This window comes from Bradyrhizobium sp. Leaf396 (genome assembly GCF_001424605.1).
In the GTDB taxonomy this organism is placed as follows: Bacteria; Pseudomonadota; Alphaproteobacteria; order Rhizobiales; family Xanthobacteraceae; genus Bradyrhizobium; species Bradyrhizobium japonicum_C.
On sequence record NZ_LMQJ01000003.1, the window covers coordinates 151,499 to 178,174 of the forward strand.

Sequence of the window (26,676 nt, forward strand, 5' to 3'; positions counted from 1 at the left end):
CAATCTTAGCCGGTGGAAGGCGGCGACTCCATGACCTGATCATGGGACAATTCCAGTCCTTCCAGATTGCCCTCCTTGCGCCATTTGTCGAGCAGTCGCAGGAATGCCACCGGCCCGCGCCAATATTGGCTGTTTCTTGCCGCGATCGGATCGAACACGCCTTCGTTGTTGTAGTAGCCGGGCGTGCATTCGGCGAGATAAGTCTGCCGGCCGAGTGCGGCCTTGACCACCTCCTCGACCCAGGCGTTCTCGGCGGCGAGCGTCGGCTCCAGGGTGCGGACCTTGCGCTCGCGGGCCTGCTTGATGACATAGGCGATGTGCTGCGATTGCTCGTCGATGATGTGCGGGAAATTGGCGCTCTGTCCGGCCTGCACCGTGACGATCAGGAAGCAATTCGGGAAGCCGCGGCTGTAGAAGCCATGCAGCGTCTTGACGCCGTCCTGCCAGCGCTCGGACAGGCTCATGCCGTCGCGGCCATAGACCTCGAACCCCATGCGGCGGGCATAATCGGTGCCGACCTCGAAACCGCTGGCATAGATCAGGCAGTCGAGCTCATGGGCCTTGCCACCGGCGACGACGGCGTTCTCGGTGATGCGTTCGACGCCGTGCCCTCCGGTATCGACGAGATGCACGTTGGAGCGGTTGAATGTGTCGAGATATTCGTCGTGGAAGCACGGCCGCTTGCAGAATGCCTTGTACCAGGGCTTGAGCGCAGCCGCAGTCGCCTCGTCCTTGACCACCGCATCGACGCGAGCGCGGATCTCCTCCATCTTGCGGTAATCGGCCTGCTCGATCACCTTCAGCGCCTCCTCCATCGAGGTCACCGGCTGCTGCTGCCGGCGCGGCGCCAGCAGGATCTCTCCGAGCAGGCCGGTCCAGCCGTCCTGCACCAGGTCCCGTTCGAACGGCTCGCCTGAAATCACGGCCGTAAAATTGTCCATGCGCTCGCGCTGCCAGCCTGGCTTGAGGCTCTGCGCCCAGGCCTGATCCGTCGGACGGTCATCACGTACGCCGATGGCGGACGGTGTGCGCTGAAAGACATAGAGCTCCTTCGCCGAACGGCCGAGGTACGGCACGCATTGCACGGCGGTGGCGCCGGTGCCGATGATGCCGACGCGCTTGTCCGCAAGACCTGTCAGATCACCATCCGCACTGCCGCCGGTGTAGCCGTAATCCCAGCGACTGGTATGAAAGCTGTGGCCTTTGAACGTTTCGATCCCGGGAATGCCCGGCAGCTTCGGACGGCTCAGCGGACCGCCGGCCAAAATGACGAAGCGCGCGCGGATGCGATCGCCCCGATCGGTCTCGACCAGCCAGCGCGCCTCCCGCTCCTGCCATGTCATCCTCGAGATGACAGTTTGAAACAGCGCGCGCTGGTAAAGCCCGAAATGACGGCCGATGCGGCGCGAGTGCTCGTAGATCTCCGGCGCCCGCGCGTACTTGCGCACCGGCATGTAGCCAGTCTCTTCCAGAAGCGGCAGATAGATGTAGCTCTCGGTATCGCAGGCGGCACCGGGATAACGATTCCAGTACCAGGTGCCGCCGAAGTCGGCCGCCTTTTCCACGATACGAAAATCGTCGATGCCGGCCTCGCGCAATCGCGCGCCGCACAACAGACCCCCGAAGCCGCCACCGACGATGAGAACTTCAGTCGCTTCGCTGACGGCGTCGCGCGCAAATCCGGGATCTGCCCAGGGGTCGTCGAGGTAGCGGCCGAACTCGCCTGTGACCTCGATATATTGCGCCTTGCCCTCGGCGCGCAGACGACGATCGCGCTCATCGCGATAGCGGGCGCGGAGCGCGGAAACATCGACCGTAGATGCGCCGCTTGTACCGGTCTTGCGTCTTTCCGCTGACATCCATTTCCTCCACCACGCGTGCTGCTTCGTCGGCAGCTCGCCGCACGTTAGCCCCGAAAAAGTGCCGCGTGCAATCACGCCCGCTGTTTTTTGCGTGAACGCTGCGTGACGTTCCGCTAACCTCGCAGGCAAATCATGAGCCTTAGCCGACGCAACGACGCGGCATCTGGAGGAGACCATGCAAGGATTGATGATGGACATGCCGCTTTTGATCAGCGGCCTGATCCAGTATGCGGCCGATTATCACGGCGAAGCCGAGATCGTCGCGCGCGAGATCGAAGGCGACATTCACCGCTATACCTATGCGGATGCGCATCCACGGATCAAGCGCATGGCGCTGACCTTGAAGCGGCTCGGCATGAAGCCCGGCGACCGGGTCGGGACGCTGGCCTGGAACACTCACCGCCATTTCGAGATGTTCTATGCCGCGCCCGGCATGGGCTACGTGCTGCACACCGTCAATCCGCGCCTGTTTCCGGAGCAGCTCGTCTACATCATCAACCACGCCGAAGATCGCCTCCTGTTCATCGACCGCGCCACGCTGCCGCTCGTCGAGGCGATCGCGCCGCAGCTCAAGACGATCGAGAGCTATGTCGTGATGTCCTCGCGAGAGCGGATGCCGGAGACGAAGCTCGCGAACGTGCATTGCTACGAGGAATTGCTGGAGCGAGAGGACGATTCCGGTTTCGCCTGGCCCTTATTCGACGAGAAGTCCGCCTCGACCATCTGCTACACCTCGGGCACGACGGGCAATCCCAAGGGCGTGATCTACTCGCATCGCGCCGCGATCCTGCAGACCATGACCTGCTGCAACTTCGACTTCCTGCCGGGCCATATCGAAGGCGTGCGCGAGGTGATGATGCCGATGGCGCCGCTCTTCCACGGCAACGGCTGGAACATGCCGTTCACGGCTCCCTACACCGGGTCCAAGCTGGTACTGCCCGGCCGCAACTACGAGCCCGACAAGCTCTATGAACTGCTCGAAGGCGAGAAGGTGACGCTGTCGGCGGGCGTGCCGAGCTTCTGGCTGATCCTGCTCGACTGGCTGGGCCGCACCGGCAACAAGTTCACGACGCTGCGCGCGACGCTGTCGTCCGGCTCGGCCCCGCCGCGGGCGATGGTCGAGAAACTCAAGCGCGAGTACAATATCGACTACATCCAGGCGTGGGGCATGACCGAGGCGCTCGGCTGCTCGATGCCGGGCCTGCGGCCCGGCTCGGAGCATCTTAGCGAGAAGGAGAAGTTCGACCGCCGTCAGGTCTCGGGACGCGCCTGTTTTGGCACCGCTTTGCGCATCGTCGACGATGCCGGCAACGAGCTGCCGCGCGACGGCAAGACCGTCGGCCATTTGCGCGCCCGCGGGCCCTGGGTGGCATCCGGCTACATGAAGCTCAACGAAGGCCTCGACCGCGACGGCTGGCTGATCACCGGCGACATGGCGGTGATCGACCCGCAGGGTCACGTCACGCTGACTGACCGCTCCAAGGACGTGATCAAGTCCGGCGGCGAGTGGATCTCCTCGATCCAGCTCGAGGACATCGCGCTGTCCCATCCCGACGTCCTGCAGGCGGCCGTCGTCGCGATCAGCCACGAGAAATGGCAGGAACGCCCTCTGCTCCTCGTCGTTCGCAAGAAGGGCGCGACCGTCGACGGCAAGACGCTGCTCGACCACATGCGCCCGAAGATCGCGAGCTGGTGGATGCCGGATGCGGTCGAATTCCTCGACGAATTTCCGATGACCGGCACCGGCAAGGTGCTGAAATCCGCTCTGCGCGAGAGATTCAAGGAATATCGCGTCACATGATGGCACCTGACCGCGTGCAGACAATTCCGCGCGCTGTCTTCATCTTTTGGTAGATTCGGGAGCGATATAGCCAAGCCTCGCTCACCTTGGATCGAGGACACCATGACGTTTTCCGGATTGGGCATGCATCTCGGCAATCTGTCGCGGCTGTCGAATGCGCAGACGCGATCGATCAGCCCGGAGAACTTCACCGGCGAGAGGGGCAAAGGCGGGATGTCCGTGGACGGCCCCGCCGCGCGTCAGGCGCGCGATCTCGGCCAGGGATGGAAGATTTCGCCTTACGTCTTGATCGAGCCCGGCGCGACCTTCACGCTCGCCGACATCCAGGGCCAGGGCGCAATCCAGCAGATCTGGATGACGCTGGCGCGCGGGCGGCTGCGCCATTCGATCCTGCGCATCTACTGGGACGACCAGGAACAGCCGAGCGTGGAATGCCCGGCCGGAGACTTCTTCGCCTGCGGTTGGGAAGAATACGCGCAAGTGTCTTCGCTCGCGGTCTGCGTCAATCCCGGCCGCGCCTTCAACTGCTACTGGGAGATGCCGTTCCGCAAGCGTGCCCGCTTCACGCTGGAGAACCGCAGCGACGAGCAGATCACGGTCTACTACCAGATCAACTATGTGTTGACCGACGTCTCCGAGGACTGCGCCTATTTCCATGCGCAATTCCGGCGGACCAATCCGCTGCCTTACAAGGAGGTCTACACCATCCTCGATGGCATCGGCGGCGCCGGCCAATATGTCGGCACCTACATGGCCTGGGGTGTCAACAACAACGGCTGGTGGGGCGAAGGCGAGGTCAAGTTCTACATCGACGGGGACGGTGCATTCCCGACGATCTGCGGCACCGGCACGGAGGACTATTTCTGCGGTGCCTACAATTTCGACCCCTATGTCGCACATTCGGGCCACGGGCCTGCCCAGCAATCGCGCTACCAGGAATTCACCACGCCCTATGCCGGACTGCCGCAGGTGATCCGGCCTGACGGTGTCTACAAGTCCCAGCAGCGCTTCGGCCTCTACCGCTGGCACATCCCGGATCCCGTGCGCTTCCGGTCCGGTCTGCGCGTGACGGTCCAGGCGCTGGGCTGGCTGCCGGGCGTCAAGGAAGCAAAGTATCTTCCGCTGCAGGACGACATTGCCTCCGTCGCATTCTGGTATCAGACGCTGCCGACCGCACCATTTCCCAGACTGCCAGATCCGGACTATCTCGAAATCGGCTAGATGCCGTCCATCGATCAAGGAGATCAGAGATGCTCTACCCGATGTCGCCCAAAGTCGTCGAGCTCAAGCGCAAGCTCGAGAGCTTCATGGACCGGCACATCTATCCGAACGAGGAACGCTTCTATCGCGAGGCGGAAGAGCTGGGACCGTGGAAGGTCTATCCCGTGGTCGAGGAGCTGAAGCCGCTGGCGCGCGCCGAGGGGCTCTGGAACCTGTTCCTGCCGGAGTCGAGCCATGGCGCGGGCCTCACCAATCTCGAATATGCCCCGCTCTGCGAGGTCATGGGCCGCTCGCACCTCGCGCCCGAAGTCTTCAACTGCTCGGCGCCGGACACCGGCAACATGGAGGTGCTGGAGCGCTACGGTACCGAGAAGGACAAGGAACGCTGGCTGAAGCCGCTGCTCGCTGGCGAGATCCGCTCCTGCTTCGCCATGACCGAGCCTGCGGTCGCCTCATCCGATGCGACCAATATCGAGAGCTCGATCGTGCGCGACGGCGACCATTACGTCATCAACGGGCGCAAATGGTACACGACCAACGCGACCGACCCGCGCTGCAAGATCTGCATCTTCATGGGCAAGACCGATCCCGACAATCCGGACCGGCACAAGCAGCAATCCATGATCCTGGTGCCGTTGGAGACGCCCGGAATCGAGGTGAAGCGTCCCCTGCCCGTGTTCGGCTTCTACGGCGTGCCCGACCGCGCCTCCGAAGTCGTCTTCACCAATGTGCGCGTGCCCAAGGAGAACATGCTGCTCGGCGAGGGCCGCGGCTTCGAGATCGCACAGGGCCGCCTCGGGCCCGGCCGCATCCATCACTGCATGCGGCTGATCGGCCTTGCCGAACGCACGCTGGAGAAGATGTGCCGCCGCGTGCGCAGCCGTGTCGCCTTCGGCAAGCCGGTCTCCGAGCAGACGGTGACGCAGGAGCGCATCGCGGAGGCCCGCATCATGATCGAGCAGGCGCGGCTGCTGACACTGAATGCAGCCCATGCGATGGACACGGTCGGCAACAAGGTGGCGAAGGCCGAGATCGCGATGATCAAGGTCGCCGTGCCCAACATGGCCTGCCAGATCATCGACTGGGCGATCCAGGCGCATGGCGGCGGCGGCACCTCAAACGACTTCGGCCTGACGCAGGCCTATGCCACCGCGCGGTTGCTGCGGCTTGCCGACGGTCCCGACGAGGTCCACCGGAATCAGATCGCACGGCTCGAGCTGAAGAAATACTCGAACGCCTGAAAGCTGCGCTCGCGAGAGCGCGGCGATGGCAGCGACTACCAGCTATCGCGTTTTTCAACCTGCCCGAACCGGAGCCGCATCACTGGCACGTCAACTGCTGTTCGAACCAGCCGCCCAGCCGCTCGGACAGCCGCGGCCACATCCGCTGAAAGTTCGTGAGCTTGCCGACATTGGCGCGGTACAGGTCCCGGAATTCCCGCTCGATGGCCGGCAGGTCGACGCCGGTGCAGGTCCCCTCCCTTACGATGGCCTTGCCTGCGACGACGACGTCCTTCACCAGGGACGCATTGCCTCGTGCGAACAGCAGCGCCATCGGATCGACCGGCATGATCTGGTCTCGATCCAGCCGATCGAGATCGATCACGACATAATCGGCAGGGTTGCCGACGACGAGCTCGCCATTGCCGGGGGCGCCAGTCGCGCGACGTCCATTGCGGATCGCGATCGAGAACAGCTCGGCGGGTGTCCATGTCGCCTTGAAACCCAGTCCGCCATGGACCATCTGCACCAGCCGCATCTCCCGCAAGATGTCGTCGTCTTCGTCGAGCGCCAGCCCGTCGACGCCCACTGCGATGGCGCAACCGCATTCATGCGCAGCCGCAATCGGCGCGAGCCCCGAGCGCAGATGCATGTTCGAGCTGAAATTGGTGACGATGCGCGCCCCAGAGGACGCGATCATCTCCAGCTCGTCCGGCCGGGCGTGGATGCAGTGCGCCAGCGTCAGCCGCTCCGAGAGAAAGCCAATGTCGCGTAGCCAGCGCACCATGTCCGGAAAGTGTTGGTCGGCCCAGGCACGCTGGTACACGGTTTCCAGCAGGTGCATGTGGATGCGGCGGCCGGTACGCGCCGAATTCTCGGCCACCGCCTCCAGCAGCGGCTTCGAGCACCATTGCACGCCGGCAGGACCGAGCTGAACGTCCACCATCGGGCTGCCGATGGCTGCGGCAATGGCGTCGGTCAGCTCGATATATGCTTTCGGCGAGACCGGCGGGCGGACGAACAGATCGTCGATGGTCTTGCGGTCGTCGCGCGTCAGACCCGAGAGCACTGGCTCGGCATCGCCATAGACGATCGGGTTCTGGTCACGCACGGCCAGCGCAAACGCGATGCGGATGCCGACATCGGACGCGGCCTTCGCGATGGCCTTGGCCTCGTCGACCAACGGCATCGTCCCACTCGGGCGGGTGTAATGCACCATCATTGCCGCGCAGCCGGCCTTTGCGGAGCGGGCCAGAGCGGAAGCTGCAGTGAGATAGGGATCGACGGGCGTGCCCAGCGCGGTACGCAGGATCCAGCTTTCCAAAGGCATGCCGACCGCACCGAAGGACGACGCGGTGGCACGGGCATGATCATGGGCGTTGACGAAGGCAGGGATGAGGAAAGATCGAGGATCCCGCCCTGCGCCTTCGACGATCTCGGTGATGACGCCGCCATCGTGCCGCAGCACGACGTTCTCGCCGATGTCGCGATCAGAGCCACGGAACAGGCTCGTTGCCGAAATCTCCGTGGCCATGTGCATCTCCCTGGGATCAGTTGGCCGTGTATACCAGCTCCCGCTCGGCGCGCGGCGGCAGGAACTCGCGCGAGAATACTTCCGCTGGCGTCGGGGCGCGGGCCAGCTGGTAACCCTCGACCACGATGCCGATGGCGCGCGTCATGCGATCGTCCTTGATGTCGCCGATGCCGATCTCCTTCATCTCCGGCGAGACAATCAGTTTTTCGAACGAATATTGCAGCCGGCGTTTCTCGACGTCGGCGTTGATGAGGTTGTCGTAGTTCAGCGCCGCCTTCATCCCCGCATTCTGGTCCTTGGCGATCGCGATCGCACCTTTGTTGATGGCGCGCACGAGGCCCGCGACCGCCTTCGGGTTCGAGGTGATCAGCTTCCGGGACACCATCACGCCGTTGGAATAGAGATCGAGGCCATACTCGCCGAACGAGAACCATTTGAAGTCCTTGTCCGGATCCTGGCGATTGAGCACCAGGTTGAAATAGCTGGTGATGTTGAAGACCAGGGCCGCGTCGATGTCGCCCTTGATCAGCATCGGCTCCTGCAGGTTCGGCGCCATGTTGGAGATCTTGATCTTCTCGCCGTCGAGGCCGTTCTTGCGCGTGAATACCGGCAGGAGGCGCGTGGTCGGCGTGCCCTGCGCGCCGCCGAGCGTGCGGCCTTCGAAATCCTTGATGGTGTTGATGCCGCTGCTCTTCTTGGCAACGATCGCGAACGGCGGCTGATTCCACATCATGTAAACCATGACGGGCGCCTCCTGCGGCTTGGTGGAGGCGTTCTGGATGATGGCGTTGACGTCGCCGAAGCCGGCGTCATAGGCGCCGGACATGATGCGCGTCACGGTGGCGCCAGAGCCTTCGCCCTGGTCGATGACGACATTGAGGCCTTCCTCTTTGAAGAAGCCGTTGTCCTTGGCGTAGAAGAAGGCGGCGTCGCTGCCCTGGGTCTTCCAGCCCAGCGTGAACTTGATCGTGGTCTCCTGGGCCATCACCGCCCCCGTGGACAGCGCCAATCCCAGCAGCGCGGCAGTTGCTTTTCTCAACATCGAGACCTCCTCAAGCTTCGTTGCGTGTGGTTTGAAATCAGGTGGCAATCACGTCGTTCTTGCGCGTGGCCCAGCCGGTGACCTGCCCTTCGATCAGGGAGAACACGACGTAGAGGGCGACGCCGAGCCCGGCGAGCACGAACAAGCCGGCGAACACCAGCGGCACGTTGAAATTGGAGGACGCGGTCATCATGACGTTGCCGATGCCACGGTTGGAGGCGACCGTCTCCGACAGCACGGCGCCCACGAAGGCATAGGAGATCGCGACCTTCAGCGACGCGAAGAAAAACGGCATGGTCCTGGGCAGGCCGACATTCCAGAGAATGTCGAACTTGCTGGCGCCGAGTGCCTTCAACACGTCCTCGAGCTCGGGCTCGGTCGTGGCAAGGCCGGTCGCGATGTTGACGACGATCGGGAAGAAGCAGATCGACAGCGCGGTCAGCACCGCCGGGACCGTGCCGGAGCCGAACCAGAGCACGAAGATCGGCACCACGGCGACCTTGGGGATCGACGAGAAGCCGATCAGCAGCGGATAGCAGGTGTCGTAGGCGGTCTTCGAGACGCCGATGATCGCGCCGAGGGCGACGCCGAGCGCGACTCCGAGGACGAAGCCGAACATCGTCGTGGCGAGCGTCTGCACGATGTGCGGCCACAGCACGGGGAAACGATCGATCAACGTCGTGAACACCTGCGAGGGGCGCGGCAGCACGAGATCGGACATGCCGGTCATCAGGCAAAACAGCTCCCAGGCGACGAAGAACAGCACGATCAGCCCAGCCGACCACGCCTTCTGCCTGACATCGATCCCGAACATCAGCCTGCTCCCTGCTGGGCCGCGCTGCGCGCATCCTCGATGAAGGCACGCAGCTTCTGGTTCAGTGCGACGAAATCCGGTTCGAACGTCATCGCGACCGTACGCGGCCGCGCGAAATCGACGCGGCTGTCGTCGAGGATGCGGCCGGGACGCGCGCTCATCACGCAGATGCGGCTGGCAAGAAAGCCCGCCTCGCGCAGGTCGTGCGTCACCAGAAGCACGGTCGGCTTGTGCGTCATCCAGAGGTTCTGAAGGATTGCCCACAGCTCTTCGCGGGTGAACTGGTCGAGCGCGCCGAAGGGCTCGTCCAGCAGCAGCATGCGCGGCTCATGGATCAGCGCGCGGCAGAGATTGGCGCGCTGGAGCATGCCGCCGGAAAGCTGCCAGGGATAACGGCCGCCGAAGCCCTTGAGGCCGACCTGCTCCAGCAGCGCGTTGGCCTTGTCGCGGAACGCGGTCTTGCGAAGCCTGCGGAAGTTCGAGCGGAACGGCTCGACGATCTTCAGCGGCAGCATGATGTTCCGCTCGATCGTCATCCACGGCAGCATGGTCGGGTTCTGAAAGGCCATGCCGACCCGCACCGCACGCGCCGCGACTTCGCGACCGCCAACGATGACGACGCCGCTGCTCGGCTGCACCAGACCGCTGACGAGACGGAGAATGGTCGATTTGCCGCATCCTGAGGGGCCAACCAGTGCGACAAACTCGCCGTCGGCGATCTTCAACGTGGTCTTCGACAGGGCGGGCACGGCGCGGTCACCGCGCCCGAAGGTCACGGACGCCTCCGACAACTCGATAGCTGTGGCGGCGGCGCCTTCGGGAACGGGTTGGCCGTCAAACTGAGCGTTGGGTTGCATGCGCATCACAGGAAAAGTGTATGCAAGCTGAGTGCCAATCCCCCGATGTCCGCGATATCGAGCATTTGCCAGACGCTCCGGACGACCCGACGGAGCCAGTTTAGGCAATCTGGACATCGAACTGCATGCAATTCGGGCGCTGGATCGCCGCTGGGCTATGCTAATGAGAGGCCTCGAACATCCCAGGGATTCGCCGATGCCCGCGCGCGCGAGCAGCAAGACTTCCGAAGCGTCGGACAAGGTCAGCGTGATCTGCCGCGCGCTCAGGCGCGCGATCATCGAGCAGGCGCTCGAGCCCGGCGCAAAGCTGCCCGAGGATGCACTCGGCGAGCGCTTCGGCGTCAGCCGCACCATCGCCCGCCATGCGCTGGGCCAACTTGCCGCGGAAGGTCTCGTCGAGCTTCGCCGCAACCGGATCGCGGTGGTGGCGACGCCGAGCTGGCAGGAGGCGCGCGATGCCTTCGACATCCGCATCGAGCTCGAGCGGCTCGTCGTGCGTCAGCTCGCGGGCAAGCTGACCAGGGCGCAGATCGCTGAGCTGAATGCCCATGTCGACGCCGAGGATCGCGCGCGCGGCGGCACGGATGCAGTGTCGATCCGGCTCGCCACCGAATTCCACATCCTGCTCGCGCACATGACGAACAGCCCGATCCTGGTGCGCTATGTCAGCGAGGTCGCCTATCGCTGCTGCCTGACGCTGTCGCTCTACAGCCGGCCGCATTCGACCGAATGCGCCATCAATGAGCATCGCGCCATCATCGCGGCGCTGGCCAAGGGTGACGAAGCCAAGGTGATGGAATTGATGCATCACCACCTCGATTCCGTGGCCAATCGCGCGCTGGTTGCTCCCACTCCTCAGCGGGGCCGTGATCTGCTCGATATCCTGGCGCCCTATGCCGACGAGGTGACGAGCGATCGCGTCGTCAAGCTGCCGAAAATCGCGCGAAGGGGCTAAGCCTCGATCCCGCGCTGAACGAGGATGCGCTCGGCGCTGTCGTTCCAGACGTCCATCTTGACGATCTGCCCGCCCCGGACGACGAAGCGATCGACGTAGCGGTTGCCCTCGAACGGCGTGCCGTCCATCCACTCGCCATAGAGCGTGCCGATGCTGTAGACGACGGTCTCGTTCGCGCCCGGGCAGACGTCGAAGCGCTCCATCTTCTTCTTGACCCAGCGGTAGCGCTTCGCATTGAAGCCGGTCGGCCCGCGCGGATGATCGAACTCGCGTCCGCCGGTGAACGTGATCAACGTGCCGGGTTTCATGTAGGCCGCGGCGGCGTCGGGATCCGGGATCATCGACGCCGTGAGATAGGCTTCGACGATCTCGGCATCGGTCATCGGGCGTTCGGTGTTCGCGGCAACGGACATGGCGGCTTCTCCAGACTGTCCATATTCTACGATTCAGGCCCTGAAGTGCATGCACATTTTTTCAACAATCTGGCGGCCCGACTGCACACAATCTGGAGCTGCCCACCCCCAAGCCTTGGGTTAGGCTCCCTCAGCTGAATCCGACGTCATGACCGCCCAAGCCCCCTTCGACCTGATCTTTCGCAACGCGCTGTTGCGATCATCCGCCGCCCCCGCCGACATCGGGGTGAAGAGCGGACGCATTGCCGCAATCGCGCCAAGGCTTGCCTGCGAAGCGGTCGAGGTCGACCTCGGCGGGCACCTCACGCTGCCCGGTTTCGTGGACACCCATATCCATCTCGACAAGGCCTGCCTGCTCGGCCGCTGCGGGCACGATCACGGCAGCGTCTCGGAAGCGATCCGTGCCGTTGCCGGGATGAAGAAGAATTTCACGGTCGACGACGTCTACGCGCGGGGCGCAAAGGTGCTCGAACGCGCCATCGTGCACGGTACGACGCGCATGCGCACGCATGTCGAGATCGACCCGCGCATCGGCTTGCGCGGCTTCGAGGCGGTCAAGGCGCTCAAGGACGCCTACGCCTGGGCGATCGCCCTGGAACTCTGCGTCTTTCCGCAGGAGGGCCTGACCAACGATCCCGGAGCCGAGGAGCTGCTGATCCAGGCGCTGCGCAACGGCGGCGAGGCCATCGGCGGCTGTCCCTACATGGACACCGAGCCGCATGCGCATCTCGCGCGCATCTTCGATCTGGCTGAGGAATTCGACGTTGACGTCGATCTCCATCTCGACTTCGATCTCGACCCCTCCTGGTGGCATCTCGACGAGGTCTGCCGCCAGACCGAGCGGCGCAACTATGGGGGACGCGTGGCGATCGGTCATGCGACAAAGCTCTCCGCATTGCCGCCCGAGCGCATGAAGGCTGCCGCCGTGCAACTGGCGAGGGCCGGAGTGGCTGTCACCGTGCTGCCCGCGACCGATCTCTATCTGATGGGGCGCGAGGCCACCCACAACGCGCCACGCGGATTGACGCTCGCTCACAAGCTCGCAGCCGACGGCGTCGTGTGCTCGGTCGCGACCAACAACGTGCTCAATCCCTTCACGCCGTTCGGAGATGCCTCGCTGCTGCGGATGGCAAACTTCTACGCCAACGTTGCACACGCCTCCGTAAGCGATTTCGACATCTGCCTTGATCTCGTGACCGAGCTGCCGGCGCGGCTGATGAACCTCCGTGATTACGGTATCGAGGTCGGCAATCCCGCCGATCTCATCGTGCTCGACACAACGGACGGCCGCTTCGCTATCGCCGAGCTGCCCGATATCCTGATGGGCTTCAAGAGCGGCCGGCAGACATTTGCGCGGCAGCGGCCCACCCTCTTGAGCCCGAAGAACTGACCCCGGTTCGCTCGTCATCGAAGAGCCGAGTGAACATGCCAAGCGCAGCTTTGCGCGCCGCCGAAACCTTCCGGCCATGATGAAAACGTCGGTTCGCCGGTAAAATGATCCCGGAAACCAACCGAACGTCCTGACCTGGATTTTAGCGCCGCCGCTCGAATTCGGTAGAATCCCGGACCGTAGCCCAACGCATTGCGAGGCCGGCGTCGCCGACCATACTACACCTTCGGCTGACCATCTGCGGTCGGTGGGTAGTACGAGTATGTTCAGCGCATTCCGCAGCATCGATCATTCCGCCCAGATTCGAACGCCCACCGATGCGGCGGAGAAGCGGCTCGACGGCATCGGCCATGTTCTCTCGGATCTCGACATCGCGGCAATCAAGACGCAGGACGACGTGAACCGTGCGCTCTGGACGCTCGATGCCGCCAGCAAATGCGTTCGCGCCGTGCTGGCGGAATTCCGCACGCAGCCCGCCACCGAGCAACTCGTCCGCAAGTCCCGCAATCTGATCGACCTGATCGAGCGCGCTCGCGACGAGGTCGTCAGCTTTCAGGCCCGCGCGATCTTGAGCTGATCACTTTTGAGATTGATCCTCGCGAGGATCCGGTCCGCCTCGGTAAGCCATCAGTTCATTCCTCGAATCGTCTCGTCGAAGAGCTCCTCGACCGCATAGCGGCGCGGGATCAGCGCCTGCTGGAATGCATAGTCGATGATCAGCTCCAATGGCTGTCTGTTCGCCTCGATCCCGAACGGAATGAGGTCCGGAGTCGCGGCAGGCCCCGTCTGTTCCTTGCTCCGCTTGAGCAGGTCATAGACGCCGGCAACGACGTCCGGGCGCGATTTCGCCAGCCCTTCGGTCACGACCACGAGATGGTTGACCGGCACGACTCCGCGGCGGGCGTACCATTTCGCCGCCTCCGCAGCTGGATCAGGGAACAACGCCTTCAACCTCGGATCATCAGAGGTTTCGCCGAGCACGGCGTCGAGCTCGCCATCGAGCAGCATCTGCAGGATCTTCTTGTCCTTCGGCGCGCGCTCGGCGGTGTCGACATATTCAGCGACATGCGGATCCTCGAAGGTCACCCAGCGGATATTGTCGAGGTTGACGCCGTAGTCGTTGGCGAGGATGCCCCTGATCCAGGCGCCCGTCGTGGTCGTGAACGAGCGGATTCCGACGCGCTTGCCTTCGAGGGCAGACGGCCCGAGCGTCCCCTGCGCCGGATTATAGAGCGCGTAGGAATGCTGAAAGCGGCCCAGCATGGTCGCCGGCAACAGCACCAGCGCCTTGCCGTGCGCCTTCGCCATCAGATAGGTGACGATCGCCATCTCGCAGACGTCGAAGGCCTGCTCGCGCACCATCGGCTTGAACGCCGTGTTGGTCGGCGTGTACTCGATGAACTCGAGATCGAACAGGTCGGAACGAAGCGCGCCGCTTTTCGCCGCCTTGACGTGGGCATGACCGCCGAGCACGGCCTTCAGCTTGAGACGATCCATCCTCCTGCTCCCGCTTCAGACGTCCCCGGAATTGTCGACATAGACGAGCCCAGCTTTCTCCAGTGCTTCGCGCATGTTGTACATGTCGAGGCCGAGTTCGCCCGAGGCGAGCCGCTTGCGCTTGCGTCCCTCCTCCGCGTTGCGCTTCCCGGCCTTCTCGGCGACTTCGGCCGCATAGCGCTTCGGGACCACCACCACGCCATCGTCATCGGCCACGACGATGTCGCCGGGGTCGACGCTCACACCGGCGCAAACCACGGGGACGTTGACCGAGCCGAGCGTCGCCTTCACCGTCCCCTTGGCCGAGACTGCGCGCGACCACACGGGAAAGCGCATCTCGTGCAATGCTCTGACATCGCGGCAGCCGGCATCGATGATCAGCCCCTGCACGCCCCGCGCCCTGAGCGAGGTCGCCAGCAGCTCGCCGAACATTCCGTCGGTGTTGTCGGTGGTGCAGCCGACGACGAGGATGTCGCCTTTTCTGCACTGCTCGACGGCAACATGGATCATCCAGTTGTCGCCGGGCTGCGCCAGCACCGTGACGGCGGGCCCCGCGATCGCCGCGCCCGGCCAGACGGGGCGCAAATACGGCTTCATCAGGCCGAGACGCTCGTAGGCCTCATGCACCGTCGAGACGCCGTATTCCGCCATGCCGGCGGGATCGGCCCGTTTGATGTTGCGAACGACGACAGGCTTCATGCGAGCTCCTCCGCCACCGTCGGAAACAGCCGCTGATAGGCCTCGCCGTACGTCATGGGCACACCGGTGTTGCGGCTGCCCTGAATGCCACGATTGAGCGCGACGCGCTCGTAATAGCCCCAGAGATGCTTTTGCGCGGCGAGAATCTGGAACGCTTCATATTTCTCCTTCCAGACCTCGTCGATCTTGAGGAGCAGATCCGGCTTGTAATTGCATTGCTCCGGCTGGTGCGGCTCGAACAGGAACACCGGCGGCGCCGAATATTTGTATTGCGCACCGGGCTTGTGGCCCATGGCCTGCGCGACCACGCGCGTTTCCTGCGCGAAATGCGCTGCGTTCGGATGATCGAAGTTGTAGGGGTCCTCCAGCGCGTGCGTCAGCACGAAGCTGGGATTGAGCTCGCGGTAGATGTCGACCATGCGATCGAAATGCGCTTCCGTCAGCCTGAGCGGATAGTCGCCGCAGTCGAAGAACTCGATCTCGGCACCCAGCAGCTTTGCGGCACGCTCCGCCTCGTCCTTGCGGCCCGCCTTGACCGAGTCCAGCGTCGCACCCTTCTCCTTCCACGCGAACTGGCTCTCGCCGCGTTCACCGAAGGACAGGCACACGATCTTCATGCGATAGCCCTTCTTCGCATGCAGCGCGATGGCGCCGCCGGCGCGCCAGACGAAATCGCCGGGATGGGCCGTGATCACGAGTCCTGTCTTCATGGATTACTCCTTTCGTTCGCATGCATTGGCCCGTGTCCCACTCCAGCGCCCTGCAAGGATGCCGCGCCGCTTGTCGATCGCGGGAATGCCGTCACGCCTTGAACTCGAACAAGCGCGCTGGATTGTCGACGAGGATCTTCTGCTGAAGCTCCGGCTCCGGCGCAAACATCGGAATCAGATCGACGAGGTCGCCATCATTCGGCATGGCCTTGACGTTGGGATGCGGCCAGTCCGTGCCCCAGATGACGCGATCAGGCGCGGTCTCGATGATCTTGCGCGCGAACGGCACCGCATCGGTGAACGGCGGACCGGCCGAGGACACCCGCTCCGCGCCGCAGATCTTGATCCAGCATTTCTCGTCGCGCTGCATCAGCTCGATCAAGGTCCTGAACGGAACTTGGCCGAGCCCCTCGGATGCCTGCACCCGGCCCATATGGTCGATGGTGTAGCGGAGCGGCAGCCTTGCCAGCATGTCGGCATATTCCGGCAGGTCGATCGCATCGAAGTGCAGGTCGACGTGCCAGCCGAGCGGTGCGGCCATGGCGATGACGCGATCGAACACGCCCCTCTCGGGGACGCTGCCGAGATGACGGACGAAATTGAAGCGGCAGCCGCGGAAGCCGCCCTCGTGCAGCTCGCGGAGCCCGCGTTCCGTAATGGTGTCGTCGATGTTGGCGACCGCGCGGTAGGCGCCGTCGCTCCGTGCGACGGCGTCGAGCGCGACCCTGTTGTCGGTCCCATGCACGGTGGCATTGACGATGACAGCACGCTCGACGCCGAGCTTGGCGTGCAGCGCTCGGAAATCCTCCAGTGGCGCGTCCGGCGGCGTGTAGGAGCGGTCCGGCGCGTAAGGATATTTGGTGCCGGGTCCGAAGATGTGGCAATGCGCGTCGCAGGACAGCTTCGGCAGTCCGAATTTCGGCGTGCGCGTGTTCGGATCGGGCGGCGGAATGGTCGGCGTGTACATCATCGTCATCAGTGAACCGCCGAGGCGAGACCGCTCAGGTCTTGTTGGCGACGGCCGGCCGCCGCCGCGCCGGGGCAGCTTGATCCAGAGACGGCGCCTGGAACGCCGCAACGCTGGCCTGCACCAATTGCTCGATGGCACTCGCGGCATCACTCCCGTCAGCCTCGCCGCGCGACAGGCGCGAGACGCGCTCCGGCGTCACCAGCGAATAATAGAGCGCGCCGAGCAGGAAATGGCTGCGCCAGACGATGTCGGTGCGCGGAATGTGCGGCAGGCTCTCGTGGACTGCGTCGATGAAGGCATGACTCGTGTCGTCAAAGGTCTGCGCGATGATCTTTCGCGCGACCTCGTTGCCTTCCGCCGACATCACAGCGCGCAGCCGTGTGAACCGCGCCCCTCCGCCGGCGAGATCGCTGCCCGAGGTGAAGGCCGGCACCACATAGGCGCGCACGATCGCCTCCAGCCGGTCCTGGAGATCGCGCACGCGCTTCGCGGCGGCAAGCAGTTCAGAACGGCGCAGATTCATCGGCGCGCAATGGCGTCGGTAGATCTCCAGCAGCAGGCCGTCCTTGGTCTTGAAATGATAGGTGACGCTGCCGGGATTGGCGCCGGCGGCTTGCGCGATGTCGCGCACCGACACGGCATTGAATCCGTTGGTGGCGAACAGCTCCTCCGCCGCAACGAGGATCGCCTCGCGCATGTTCGGCTTGCGGGACGTTTCCTTGCTGGTGGGCTTGCGCATCATGCATTTGTACTATCGTACAAAAGATCAGGTCTCGTCAACAAGAACTACCTTCGGGCCCGGGACTGACGCGCTGGGACACGATCCGGCAGCAGGCCGGCCAGCGGCTGGCCGCGACCAAAGCAGCGCGCGTAAGCGGCCCGCGAGCGGCGCCGACCGTTAATTATCCGGCCTCGCCCGCATGGTCTCCGGAGGCGCGGGGCGCCGCAGATAGTCGGCATCATCATCGCCTGACGGGATCAGGATCGCGCGCTCGCGCGGCAGCGCTTCCGGCATCTCGTCGCGGATGAAGGCCACGAGCTTTTCCCTGATCTCGCAGCGCAGGTCCCACGATTGCGGCGCGTTGCGCGCGCTGACCAGCGCGCGAAGCTCGATTGTCCGCGCGTCTGCGTCGACGACCTGGAGATTGACCACCTCGCCGTCCCACAGCTTGGATTTCTTTACCACCTCTTCCAGCCACTGCCGGATGCGCGCCACGTCGGCACGGTAATCGACATGGAGCGCGATGACGCCGATCAGGGAGGCAGTGTCGCGGGTCCAGTTCTGGAACGGCTTCTCGATGAAATAGGACAGCGGCACCACCATACGGCGCCAGTCCCACAGCCGGATCACGACGTAGGTCGAGGCGATGTCCTCAACCCATCCCCACTCGTTCTCGATGATCACGGCGTCTTCGATGCGGATCGGCTGGGTGATTGCGATCTGCAAGCCTGCGATCAGATTGCTCAGCAGCGGCCGCGCGGCAAGACCGACGATGATACCGGCGGCGCCGGCGGAAGCGAACAGGCTGACGCCATACTGCCTTACCGAGTCGAACGTCATCAGCGCAGTGGACACGGTGATCACGACAATGATGGTGTCGGTGACACGCTTGAACACGCGAACCTGCGTCACATGCTTGCGTGCGATGAAGTTCTCGGTGACAACGCGAAAGTTCTGCAGATAGCGCGCCGCGCTCATGTCCACGATCCGGATCGAGATCCAGCCGATCAGCGCGATGAAGGCCACAACGAACAGGCGCGTCAGCGGGGTGCGGATCGCATCGTCAAGCGGCGCAAGTGGCAACACGAGTGCGACGGCGGCCAAGCAGAGTGCCATTTGCGCCGGTCCGGCCGTACGATCGATGAATACGCTCAGGATCGGAAGACGGGTTCCGAAGGCGCGCTTGAGCAGCCATCTGGCCACCCGATAGGCGACCAGGGCGAGCAAAACTGCGCCGACAACCAGGCTGAGACCGACGAACCATGACGGTATCCAGCCGAACATCGTGTCGATGTCGGCCACGAGACTCTGCCAATCCATGAGTGTCCCCGTCGCTGCAATCCCTCAGCGTTCAACGCCTAGTGGCTGGCTTCGCTCCCCTGTTTCGTGCAACGCAGCATTCCACTGGCGCAACCGTCGCCGAGGCGCTAGTTTGAGCCGTCCATGACTCGACGTACCGGCAGCGCCGATCTTCCTCTCCACACCGGGCGGGTTCCGCCGTGGCTGGCAAGTCGCATGTCCTCGCTGGGGGCGATCGTCACGCAAGCGATCGTTCATCATTATGGCCGCGATGCGTTTCTGCAGCGGCTGTCGCATCCGTTCTGGTTCCAGTCGTTCGGAGCCGTGATGGGCATGGACTGGCATTCCTCGGGCATCACGACCTCCGTGATCGGCGCACTGAAGCGTGGCCTCGGGCCGCTTCAGGACGAACTCGGGATTTATGTCTGCGGCGGCCGGGGCCAGCATTCGCGCAAGACACCGGACGAACTGATGCAACTCGGCAACCGCGTCGGATTCGACGGCGCGAAGCTGACCCGCGCCAGCCGCCTGGTGGCAAAGGTCGACAGCGCCGCGGTGCAGGACGGCTTTGACCTTTACCTGCACGGCTTCTTCGTGACCGCCGACGGCAAATGGACCGTGGTGCAGCAGGGCATGAACGGCGACAAGCGGCAGGCGCGCCGGTATCACTGGCATTCCGAGGCGCTGAAGAGCTTTGTCGATACGCCGCACAGCGCGATCGACGGTCCGCAGCAAGGTGAGATCGTCAATCTCACCGACCACCGCGCCGACATCTCGCGCGCCGCGCAGCTCGATCTCTTGGGTGGTCTCGGCCCCGATCGCATCGTCTCCGAATTCGAGCGGCTCATCGGGACCGAGCCGAAGCCGGCACAGGCCACGCTGCCGCATCTGATCATGCCTGCGCATCATGACGTCCGGCCCAAGGACGTGTTCGCGCGCCGCCTGCACGGCACGCTCGCGGCAGCCGCCGAGCGCGGCCCGGTCGATTTTCCGGAACTGCTGCTGACGCCCGGCGTGGGTGCGCGCACCGTGCGTTCGCTCGCGATGGTCGCCGAGGTCGTGCATGGCGCGCCCTATCGCTTCAAGGATCCGGCGCGTTTCTCGCTCGCCCATGGCGGCAAGGACCGGCATCCCTACCCCGTCCCGATCAAGGTCTATGACGAGACCATCCGGGTGCTGAAGCGCGCGATCCAGAACGCGAGGCTCGGGCGCGAGGAGGAGATCCAGGCGATCAAGCGCCTGGACGATCAGGCGCGGCGGCTGGAGCGCACCGCGCAGGGGCCGTCGGTTGACGCTTTCATCGTCGGCGAACGCGCGGTCTCGCCGGATCTCGACGGCCGTTCGGTGTTCGGCTGGGAGCGCGATCTTGCGGCCACGAAAAAGCGGACCGGCTGAGCACCGGTCCGCAAGTCGGCGGGAGGAACCTTCAGGTCTGGTCGGTCCCCGGCTCATCGTCGAGCCGGTTCGCAGAATGGTCCTGATATTGCTCGGTCTGGATGGTCTTGCCGTCCATGCCGCGAATGTCCGAATGCTGCTTCTTGTCGCGGTTGGACAGGACCATGTTGTCGCCGATCATCTCCTTCGGCACGTCGGTCAGCGCGCCCGTGCCGTCGCCCTTGCCGTGCATGCCCGATCTGAAGTGCGTCTTGCTGCCGTGCCCACCTGGCATCAGTCTCTCCTCTTGCGGTGATTTTCGGGACGTCAGTGCTTCTCTTGCGCCGTCGTCGGTCTTGGCGGCTTGTGGCCGCTTTGACCGGGATCGTTGTGCTTATTGTGGTCGCTTTCCTGGTTGAGACCGCCGCGACTCACGGGAAACTCGCTTTGCCGTGCCTGCCGGTTGGCATGATGAACGGAGTCATCCCGGGGATTGCGGCCGATGGCCTGGTCAAGCTCGCGCTGATCGGGCACATCGCTCTTCCGTTCAAGAATGCGCAATTGCTGTTCGTGCGTCTTGTTGCCTTGCATCGGATGACTCCTATTTCAGCGTCGGCGTCGATGGGAGCCGCTGCGCGCGACGTCCTTGTCGATGCCGCCGGCGGCGTTGACGTCGTTCTCGACGTCCCCTTCGATCGTGTTGGCGCCAAGGGCGTCCTCGAGGTCCTCGGCCGAGGCGCCTGCCATCGTGGCGCCCTTCGATCCCCCGATCATGGGATTCTCGCGCAGGTCCTTCTCGCTCGGCGCATACAGCTTGGGTTGCTTATTGGTCATGGCTTATCTGCCTCCTCCCTTTCGAGCCTCTTCGTGCGTGTGGTGCGAATCCTGCTCCCCGCCACCGCCGGAAACCCTGCTGTGATTCCGCCGCGAGTCATCGGCGGGCGGCTTCTTCACTTCCAGCGGCGCCTTTGCGTTCTCGTGCGAGGCGCCGGGGCCGCCCTGACGAATGCTGTTCGGTGTCTTGGTGGATGTCGACATGGATGTCCCCTCCTCAGCGATCTTGCTGATAGCCTTGATTGGTCGTGTTCTGCTGGATGTTGCCCTGTTGTCCTTGCTGGTCCGGATTTTGGGCGCGTTGCTGACCCTGCGGCAGCTGATCGGCGGACATCTGCTTGCTGTCGCCAGTTCCCTTTCGGCTCTGATTGTCCGGCGGAACAGGTGGCATCTTGCTGGCCATGAATTGTCTCCCGTTAAGACGTCGACCTCGACATGAACGACCGAGGAACTCGTCGCGGCGCCCTATGTCGAGATGACAACAGGACGAGCGGCGCGGCGTTCCTGATAGATCGCGCGCGACAACGATTTTCCGAAGGGAGCTTGTCTTCAGCTCGCCGAGGTCAGGGAACGGTCGGCGCTCGCTTCGCTGCGAGCAGTTACCTTGTTCCGCGGCTCTCGGCCGTGACGGGAAGCATCGCAACGGCGCGCAAGCCCGGTCGCTTGCGCCAGCGGACCCCGGCGGGATCGACGGCCAGACCAAGTTTCGGCCAGCGCACGAACAGAGCTTCCAGCGCGCAGGCGGTCTCTATGCGCGCGAGCTGATGGCCGAGGCAGAAATGGATTCCCGTTCCGAACGAGATGTGACGGTTCGGCTTGCGTTCGAGATCCAGCCTCTCCGGGCGCTCATGCATGGCCGGATCCATGTTCGCAGCAGCCAGCATCACCATGACGCGATCGCCCCTCTTCAGCCGCACGCCCTCTATCTCGACGTCTCGTCGCACGTAGCGCGGCTTCGAGAATTGCACCGGCGAGACGAAGCGCAGGAACTCCTCCACGGCGAGCCCGATGCGGCTCCAGTCCTGCTCCAGCCAGTCGCGCAGCCCGGAATTCCTCAGCAGTTCGTAAGCGGAACCGCTGATGAGATGCGTCGTGGTTTCCGATCCCGCCGCGAGCAACAGAAACACCATCGAGACCATTTCGTCCGGCGAGATCTGGCCGCCTTCGCGCTCCACCTGAATCAGCTCGGCGATCAGGCCCTCGCCACCCTCCGCGCGCGCGATCTGCAATTGCCGTTCGAGATAGGCCCGCATCTTGCGGAACGCGAACAACAGGCGGAAGAAGCCGAAGACGTTCGTCAGCGAGGACATCGCGTTGGCCCAGGCGATGAACTTCGGACGGTCGGCCAGAGGCAGGCCCAGCAGCTCCGAGATCACCGCGAGCGGCAGGATGCGTGCGTAGCGCTGCACGAGATCGGCCGGGCTTCCAGCTGCGAACAGCTCGTCCGCGAGCGTGTCGGCGATGGCGCGAATGCGCGGCTCCATGGCGACGATCGCGCGCCGGCGAAAGGCCTCGTCCACGATGCTGCGCAGCCGCTTGTGATCCGGCTCGTCCATCGTCAGCATGTTGTTGGCGATGGTCCTGACGTATCTCGGCATCCACCAGCGCAGGCCCGCGACGTCGCCATCTTCCCTTCTCAACGTGAAGGTCGCGCTGTCCTTCAGGATTTGCGCCGTGGCATCGTGGGTCGTGGAGATCCAGACGTCGCCGATGAGAGGAAATCGTGTCGCGACCACGGGGCCGGACATGCGCAGCTTCGCAATCGCCTTGGGCGGCTCGCGAAGGTAGGCCTCGCTGGTGAAATCGATGCGCACAGTCATGGGAGCACCGGACCGATTGCTGGCGTCTCACCCAGATGGCAAGCGGCACCGCCGGCGCAAGGGGTGAAGCGCGCGCCTCAGGACACGCCGAGAGAGGCGTCTAGCCGCGCCCCGGAGAGCGCTGGCCGGTCTTGCGCTGCTGTTGCGTGTAGGCGTCCCAATGGCTCCAGCTGCCATTGCTGAGGCTTTGCAGGTCGGTCGCCAACGGACGGCGCGTGCGCTTGTCGTGATCGGCGACCACGCGCTCGGACTGCAAGATCTTGCGCTTGAGTTCTGCGATCGACTTCTGGGTCTGGCCATTGCGCTTCGACGAGGCGATCTCGCCCATCGTGAAGCGCGCGGTCTCCAGCGCCTTCAACTCGGCGCGGTTCTTCTTCAACTGGACCCGGTGCCAGGCGATGTTGCTGTCGCTGTCCGCAACCATGTGGGAACTCCGCTGATTCGCTCCCACAGTGTATCAAGCGCCGAATCGGCGCTGCAACGGGCTGGACGCGGCAGAAATACGGCGTTATTGCGCAGATGATCCCAGGTCAGCGCTCGGCGAAAGCCTTCTCGACCACGAACTGGGCCGGTTCACCGTGATTGCCCTCGACAAAACCGCGTTCGCCGAGAAGCACGCGCGTGTCCGCCACCAGTGCCGGGCTGCCGCAGATCATGACGCGATCCCGGGCTGCTTCCAGCACCGGCAGGCCGATATCGTCGAACAGCTTGCCTGACGTGATGAGGTCGGTGATGCGGCCGCGGTTGCGGAACGGATCGCGGGTCACGGTCGGATAGTAGATCAGCTGGTTGCGGATGTACTCGCCGATCAATTCGTCCTTCGGCAGCGTCTCGGTGATCATCTCGCCATAGGCGAGCTCCTTGACGTGCCGGCAGCCGTGCAGCAGCACGACCTTCTCGAACCGCTCGTAGGTCTCGGGGTCCTTGATCACGCTCAGGAACGGGGCAAGGCCGGTGCCGGTGCCGATCAGGTAGAGGTTCCGCCCCTCCTCCAGATTATCGATCACCAGCGTGCCCGTCGCCTTGCGGCTGACGATGATCTCGTCCCCTTCCTTCAGATGCTGGAGCCGTGAGGTCAGCGGTCCGTCCGGGACCTTGATCGAGAAGAACTCCAGCGTCTCCTCGTAATTGGCGCTGGCGACGCTGTAGGCCCGCAGCAGCGGCTTCTCGCCGACCTTGAGCCCGATCATGGTGAATTCGCCGTTGCGGAAGCGGAAGGTCGGGCTGCGGGTGGTCTTGAAGGAGAACAGCGTGTCGGTCCAGTGGTGGACGCTCAGAACGCTTTCCTGGTTGAAATTGCTCATCTCACCCTTCCGTGTCGCTTGCTTGCGGTCCCAAGGCGGTCAGCTATGCGTCGTTTGTACACGATCATTCGTATACTAATGAATAATCCGGCTTGATCCGGCGGTCAAGGCTGCCCAAGATCGGAAGCGTTGCAGTTAGGAATAAGGAGCCCTTCCATGGCGCATGACGCCCCCCAGGCCACCGGACCCTCGAAGCTGGTGATCCGAAATATCGGCCTGATCCTGTCCGGCGCTTTGGAAAAGCCGATCCTGGACGGCGACACCATCGTGGCCGAGAACGGCAAGATCACCGCCATCGGCCGCTACAAGGACGTCAATACGGAAGGCGCCACCACCATCGTCGATGCCCAGGGCACCACGGTCGCGCCAGGCCTGATCGACAGCCACGTCCACCCCGTGGCGGGCGACTGGACGCCGCGGCAGAACCAGATCAACTGGATCGACAGCTACCTCCATGGCGGCGTCACCACCATGATCTCCGCCGGCGAAGTGCATATGCCCGGCCGTCCCCGCGACGTCGTCGGCCTCAAAGCGATGGCCGTGTTCGCCCAGCGCGCGTTCTGGACCCTGCGTCCTGGCGGCGTGAAGGTGCACGCCGGCGCGCCGGTGATCGAATGCGAGATGGTTGAGGAAGATTTCAAGGAGATGGCCGCCAACGGCGTCAAGCTGCTCGGCGAGGTCGGCCTGGGCGGCGTCAAGGACGGCCCGACGGCACGCAAGATGGTCGGCTGGGCGCGCAAATACGGCATCCAGAGCACCATTCACACCGGCGGCCCATCGATCCCCGGCTCCGGCCTGATCGATAAGGACGTGGTCCTGGAGGCCGACACTGACGTGGTCGGGCACATCAATGGCGGTCACACCGCCCTGCCCGACGACCAGATCCGCTGCATCTGCGAGGGCTGCAAGCGCGGACTCGAGCTCGTGCACAACGGCAACGAGCGCTCGGCGCTGTTCACGCTGCGCACCGCGCGCGAGATGGGCGACCTGCACCGCGTCATCCTCGGCACCGACGCGCCCGCCGGCTCGGGCGTGCAGCCGCTCGGCATCTTGCGCATGGTCTCGATGCTGTCCTCGCTGGGCGAACTGCCGGCCGAGATCGCGTTCTGCCTTGCCACCGGCAACACCGCGCGGATGCGGCAGCTCGATTGCGGCCTCATTGAAGTCGGCCGCTCCGCCGACTTCGTCATCATGGACAAGGCGCAGCACTCGCCCGGCAAGAACATCCTGGAGAGCGTGCAGCTCGGCGACCTGCCCGGCATCGGCATGACCATCATCGACGGCATCGTGCGCACCCAGCGCAGCCGCAACACGCCGCCGGCCGGCAAGGTGCCTGAGGTGGTCGCGAAGTAACGCGGCCATCGCAGTTCACGGCTGCCGCCTCCGCTGCTGGTCTCTCTGCCCGATCCGGATGAACCGGCAAAGACTCGGGGCGCTGAGGATCAGCGCCGTTTGGGCAACTCGCAACGCACATAGGTCTGGCGCTTGGCGCGCCCGACCGGTCCATTGTCCATCACCAGTCTGCCATCCGCCGCGATCGAGACCCGGGGACTGGAGCGAAACTTCTCGCCCTCGCCTTCACAGGCGAGCCGCATCTTCCAGCTCAGCTTTCCGTCGGCCGTGATCCGACTGGCGAGGCATCGCGTCTCGTACCAATAGAGGCGGTTGCCGCCTTCGATGCTCATGCGGTTCGGGCTGTCGTCATCACGGCAGTCCTTCTTGGTCGATGCCCAGAACCCTTCATAGGCTTGAGCTGCAAGGACAGGACCGCATGCGCCTGCTAGAGACGCACCGAGACACAAGGCCATCGCAAGCCAATTCGCCGCTCTCATGTCCGCAAAACCTCGGTCGCGCCCTTACCGAGGTTAGTCGCGCTTCAACGCAGCTTGTTCAAGAGCGCCATCAGCGTATCGCGCTCCTTGGGCTCAAGCGGCGCCAAGGTCTCGCGGCTGATCGCGAGGGCATTCGGGGCCAACTTTTCGGCAAGCTGCTGACCGGCGCGGGTCAGGCTCACGAGCAAGCGCCGCCCGTCGTCCGGATCCTGGCTGGTCTCGGTGAGACCACGTGCCGTCAGGCGATCGATCACACCCTTGATGGTCGCGACATCCATCGCCGTGAGACGGCCGAGCTGGTTCTGCGAGCACGGCCCGGTCTCTGCCAGTTTCGACAACGCCGCCCATTGCGTTGGCGTGAGGTTGGTGCCGATGTCGCGGGCGAAGATCGAGCTGTGGCGCTGCCAGACCTGGCGCAGGATGAAGCCGACCTGTTCGTCCAGCACGTAAGGCGGTCTTGCCGGCTTGACACTCTTCTTCGCCGTGACGCTTCTCGCCATCCGTTCC

30 protein-coding genes are annotated in these 26,676 nt (G+C 64.1%); 8 read left to right on the forward strand and 22 right to left on the reverse strand.

What is annotated here, in order from left to right:
* Positions 1–5: 5 nt before the first annotated feature.
* The gene (locus ASG57_RS04380) at positions 6–1,859 is read right to left on the reverse strand and encodes a flavin-containing monooxygenase (RefSeq protein ID WP_057195767.1); all 1,854 of its coding nucleotides are present in this window, start codon (positions 1,857–1,859) and stop codon (positions 6–8) included.
* A 178-nt stretch (positions 1,860–2,037) separates the two neighbouring features.
* On the opposite strand from ASG57_RS04380, the gene ASG57_RS04385 reads away from it, so the two are divergent.
* From ASG57_RS04385 to ASG57_RS04395, 3 genes are all read left to right on the forward strand, one after another.
* Positions 2,038–3,663 carry a long-chain fatty acid--CoA ligase gene (locus ASG57_RS04385; RefSeq protein ID WP_024338277.1) on the forward strand — a complete coding sequence of 542 codons (1,626 nt, stop codon included), beginning with the start codon at positions 2,038–2,040 and terminating at the stop codon, positions 3,661–3,663.
* Between the two features lie 102 nt (positions 3,664–3,765).
* Positions 3,766–4,884 (forward strand): glycoside hydrolase family 172 protein, encoded by a 1,119-nt coding sequence (locus ASG57_RS04390; RefSeq protein WP_024338278.1) that lies wholly within the window; start codon positions 3,766–3,768, stop codon positions 4,882–4,884.
* Positions 4,885–4,913: 29 nt separating this feature from the next.
* Positions 4,914–6,125 (forward strand): acyl-CoA dehydrogenase family protein, encoded by a 1,212-nt coding sequence (locus ASG57_RS04395; protein WP_024338279.1) that lies wholly within the window; start codon positions 4,914–4,916, stop codon positions 6,123–6,125.
* A gap of 79 nt (positions 6,126–6,204) precedes the next feature.
* Here the strand turns inward: ASG57_RS04395 and ASG57_RS04400 are convergent, their stop codons facing one another.
* The 4 genes from ASG57_RS04400 to ASG57_RS04415 are packed head-to-tail and all read right to left on the reverse strand — an operon-like array spanning position 6,205 to position 10,357.
* Positions 6,205–7,638 carry an amidohydrolase family protein gene (locus ASG57_RS04400; RefSeq protein WP_024338280.1) on the reverse strand — a complete coding sequence of 478 codons (1,434 nt, stop codon included), beginning with the start codon at positions 7,636–7,638 and terminating at the stop codon, positions 6,205–6,207.
* A gap of 16 nt (positions 7,639–7,654) precedes the next feature.
* On the reverse strand, positions 7,655–8,680 hold the full coding sequence (locus ASG57_RS04405) for an ABC transporter substrate-binding protein (protein WP_024338281.1): 1,026 nt from the start codon (positions 8,678–8,680) through the stop codon (positions 7,655–7,657).
* 37 nt (positions 8,681–8,717) lie between these two features.
* Positions 8,718–9,494, reverse strand: a complete 777-nt coding sequence (locus ASG57_RS04410) for an ABC transporter permease (RefSeq protein WP_024338282.1) — start codon at positions 9,492–9,494, stop codon at positions 8,718–8,720.
* A complete protein-coding gene (locus ASG57_RS04415; RefSeq protein WP_024338283.1) occupies positions 9,494–10,357 on the reverse strand; it encodes an ABC transporter ATP-binding protein in 864 nt (287 codons plus the stop codon). The genes ASG57_RS04410 and ASG57_RS04415 overlap by 1 nt, the downstream gene beginning before the upstream one ends.
* A 190-nt stretch (positions 10,358–10,547) precedes the next feature.
* Here ASG57_RS04415 and ASG57_RS04420 point away from each other — a divergent pair, with 190 nt between their 5' ends.
* A complete protein-coding gene (locus tag ASG57_RS04420; protein ID WP_024338284.1) occupies positions 10,548–11,306 on the forward strand; it encodes a GntR family transcriptional regulator in 759 nt (252 codons plus the stop codon).
* Here ASG57_RS04420 and ASG57_RS04425 read toward each other — a convergent pair.
* On the reverse strand, positions 11,303–11,719 hold the full coding sequence (locus ASG57_RS04425; RefSeq protein WP_024338285.1) for a nuclear transport factor 2-like protein: 417 nt from the start codon (positions 11,717–11,719) through the stop codon (positions 11,303–11,305). The two genes, ASG57_RS04420 and ASG57_RS04425, sit on opposite strands and share 4 nt — an antisense overlap.
* A gap of 148 nt (positions 11,720–11,867) precedes the next feature.
* Here ASG57_RS04425 and ASG57_RS04430 point away from each other — a divergent pair, with 148 nt between their 5' ends.
* On the forward strand, positions 11,868–13,109 hold the full coding sequence (locus ASG57_RS04430; RefSeq protein ID WP_024338286.1) for an amidohydrolase family protein: 1,242 nt from the start codon (positions 11,868–11,870) through the stop codon (positions 13,107–13,109).
* Positions 13,110–13,371: 262 nt separating this feature from the next.
* On the forward strand, positions 13,372–13,686 hold the full coding sequence (locus tag ASG57_RS04435) for a hypothetical protein (RefSeq protein WP_024338287.1): 315 nt from the start codon (positions 13,372–13,374) through the stop codon (positions 13,684–13,686).
* Positions 13,687–13,736: 50 nt separating this feature from the next.
* Here the strand turns inward: ASG57_RS04435 and ASG57_RS04440 are convergent, their stop codons facing one another.
* The 6 genes from ASG57_RS04440 to ASG57_RS04465 form a co-directional block, all read right to left on the reverse strand.
* The gene (locus ASG57_RS04440) at positions 13,737–14,606 is read right to left on the reverse strand and encodes a substrate-binding domain-containing protein (RefSeq protein ID WP_024338288.1); all 870 of its coding nucleotides are present in this window, start codon (positions 14,604–14,606) and stop codon (positions 13,737–13,739) included.
* A gap of 15 nt (positions 14,607–14,621) precedes the next feature.
* On the reverse strand, positions 14,622–15,305 hold the full coding sequence (locus ASG57_RS04445; RefSeq protein ID WP_024338289.1) for a 4-carboxy-4-hydroxy-2-oxoadipate aldolase/oxaloacetate decarboxylase: 684 nt from the start codon (positions 15,303–15,305) through the stop codon (positions 14,622–14,624).
* On the reverse strand, positions 15,302–16,015 hold the full coding sequence (locus ASG57_RS04450; RefSeq protein ID WP_024338290.1) for a PIG-L deacetylase family protein: 714 nt from the start codon (positions 16,013–16,015) through the stop codon (positions 15,302–15,304). Before ASG57_RS04450 ends, ASG57_RS04445 begins: the two co-directional genes overlap by 4 nt.
* 91 nt (positions 16,016–16,106) lie before the next feature.
* Positions 16,107–16,991 carry an amidohydrolase family protein gene (locus ASG57_RS04455; protein WP_057195768.1) on the reverse strand — a complete coding sequence of 295 codons (885 nt, stop codon included), beginning with the start codon at positions 16,989–16,991 and terminating at the stop codon, positions 16,107–16,109.
* 25 nt (positions 16,992–17,016) lie between these two features.
* Entirely contained in the window at positions 17,017–17,727 is a 711-nt protein-coding gene (locus tag ASG57_RS04460; RefSeq protein WP_024338292.1) for a TetR/AcrR family transcriptional regulator, read from the reverse strand.
* 156 nt (positions 17,728–17,883) lie between these two features.
* On the reverse strand, positions 17,884–19,026 hold the full coding sequence (locus ASG57_RS04465) for a mechanosensitive ion channel family protein (protein ID WP_024338293.1): 1,143 nt from the start codon (positions 19,024–19,026) through the stop codon (positions 17,884–17,886).
* Positions 19,027–19,149: 123 nt separating this feature from the next.
* Between ASG57_RS04465 and ASG57_RS04470 the strand changes: the two genes are divergently transcribed.
* A complete protein-coding gene (locus ASG57_RS04470) occupies positions 19,150–20,400 on the forward strand; it encodes a DUF763 domain-containing protein (RefSeq protein WP_024338294.1) in 1,251 nt (416 codons plus the stop codon).
* 31 nt (positions 20,401–20,431) lie between these two features.
* Here ASG57_RS04470 and ASG57_RS04475 read toward each other — a convergent pair whose 3' ends face one another.
* The 8 genes from ASG57_RS04475 to ASG57_RS04505 all read right to left on the reverse strand — a co-directional run bounded on the left by ASG57_RS04475 (position 20,432) and on the right by ASG57_RS04505 (position 24,337).
* Positions 20,432–20,674 (reverse strand): hypothetical protein, encoded by a 243-nt coding sequence (locus ASG57_RS04475; RefSeq protein ID WP_024338295.1) that lies wholly within the window; start codon positions 20,672–20,674, stop codon positions 20,432–20,434.
* A gap of 32 nt (positions 20,675–20,706) precedes the next feature.
* Positions 20,707–20,970 carry a hypothetical protein gene (locus ASG57_RS04480; RefSeq protein ID WP_024338296.1) on the reverse strand — a complete coding sequence of 88 codons (264 nt, stop codon included), beginning with the start codon at positions 20,968–20,970 and terminating at the stop codon, positions 20,707–20,709.
* Positions 20,971–20,985: 15 nt separating this feature from the next.
* A complete protein-coding gene (locus tag ASG57_RS04485; RefSeq protein ID WP_024338297.1) occupies positions 20,986–21,213 on the reverse strand; it encodes a hypothetical protein in 228 nt (75 codons plus the stop codon).
* Positions 21,214–21,216: 3 nt separating this feature from the next.
* Complete coding sequence (locus tag ASG57_RS36475) at positions 21,217–21,417, reverse strand: hypothetical protein (protein WP_080654845.1); 201 nt, start codon at positions 21,415–21,417, stop codon at positions 21,217–21,219.
* Between the two features lie 13 nt (positions 21,418–21,430).
* Positions 21,431–21,616, reverse strand: coding sequence for a hypothetical protein (locus tag ASG57_RS04490; RefSeq protein WP_024338298.1), 186 nt, complete (start codon positions 21,614–21,616; stop codon positions 21,431–21,433).
* 196 nt (positions 21,617–21,812) lie between these two features.
* Positions 21,813–23,033, reverse strand: a complete 1,221-nt coding sequence (locus ASG57_RS04495; protein ID WP_024338299.1) for a cytochrome P450 — start codon at positions 23,031–23,033, stop codon at positions 21,813–21,815.
* Positions 23,034–23,133: 100 nt separating this feature from the next.
* The gene (locus tag ASG57_RS04500; protein ID WP_024338300.1) at positions 23,134–23,457 is read right to left on the reverse strand and encodes a hypothetical protein; all 324 of its coding nucleotides are present in this window, start codon (positions 23,455–23,457) and stop codon (positions 23,134–23,136) included.
* Positions 23,458–23,563: 106 nt separating this feature from the next.
* The gene (locus tag ASG57_RS04505; protein ID WP_024338301.1) at positions 23,564–24,337 is read right to left on the reverse strand and encodes a ferredoxin--NADP reductase; all 774 of its coding nucleotides are present in this window, start codon (positions 24,335–24,337) and stop codon (positions 23,564–23,566) included.
* Between the two features lie 156 nt (positions 24,338–24,493).
* Between ASG57_RS04505 and ASG57_RS04510 the strand changes: the two genes are divergently transcribed.
* Positions 24,494–25,690, forward strand: a complete 1,197-nt coding sequence (locus ASG57_RS04510) for an amidohydrolase family protein (protein ID WP_024338302.1) — start codon at positions 24,494–24,496, stop codon at positions 25,688–25,690.
* Positions 25,691–25,779: 89 nt separating this feature from the next.
* Here ASG57_RS04510 and ASG57_RS04515 read toward each other — a convergent pair whose 3' ends face one another.
* Both ASG57_RS04515 and ASG57_RS04520 read right to left on the reverse strand, forming a co-directional pair.
* Entirely contained in the window at positions 25,780–26,169 is a 390-nt protein-coding gene (locus tag ASG57_RS04515; RefSeq protein ID WP_024338303.1) for a hypothetical protein, read from the reverse strand.
* A gap of 44 nt (positions 26,170–26,213) precedes the next feature.
* Complete coding sequence (locus ASG57_RS04520; RefSeq protein ID WP_024338304.1) at positions 26,214–26,669, reverse strand: MarR family winged helix-turn-helix transcriptional regulator; 456 nt, start codon at positions 26,667–26,669, stop codon at positions 26,214–26,216.
* Positions 26,670–26,676 lie beyond the last annotated feature (7 nt).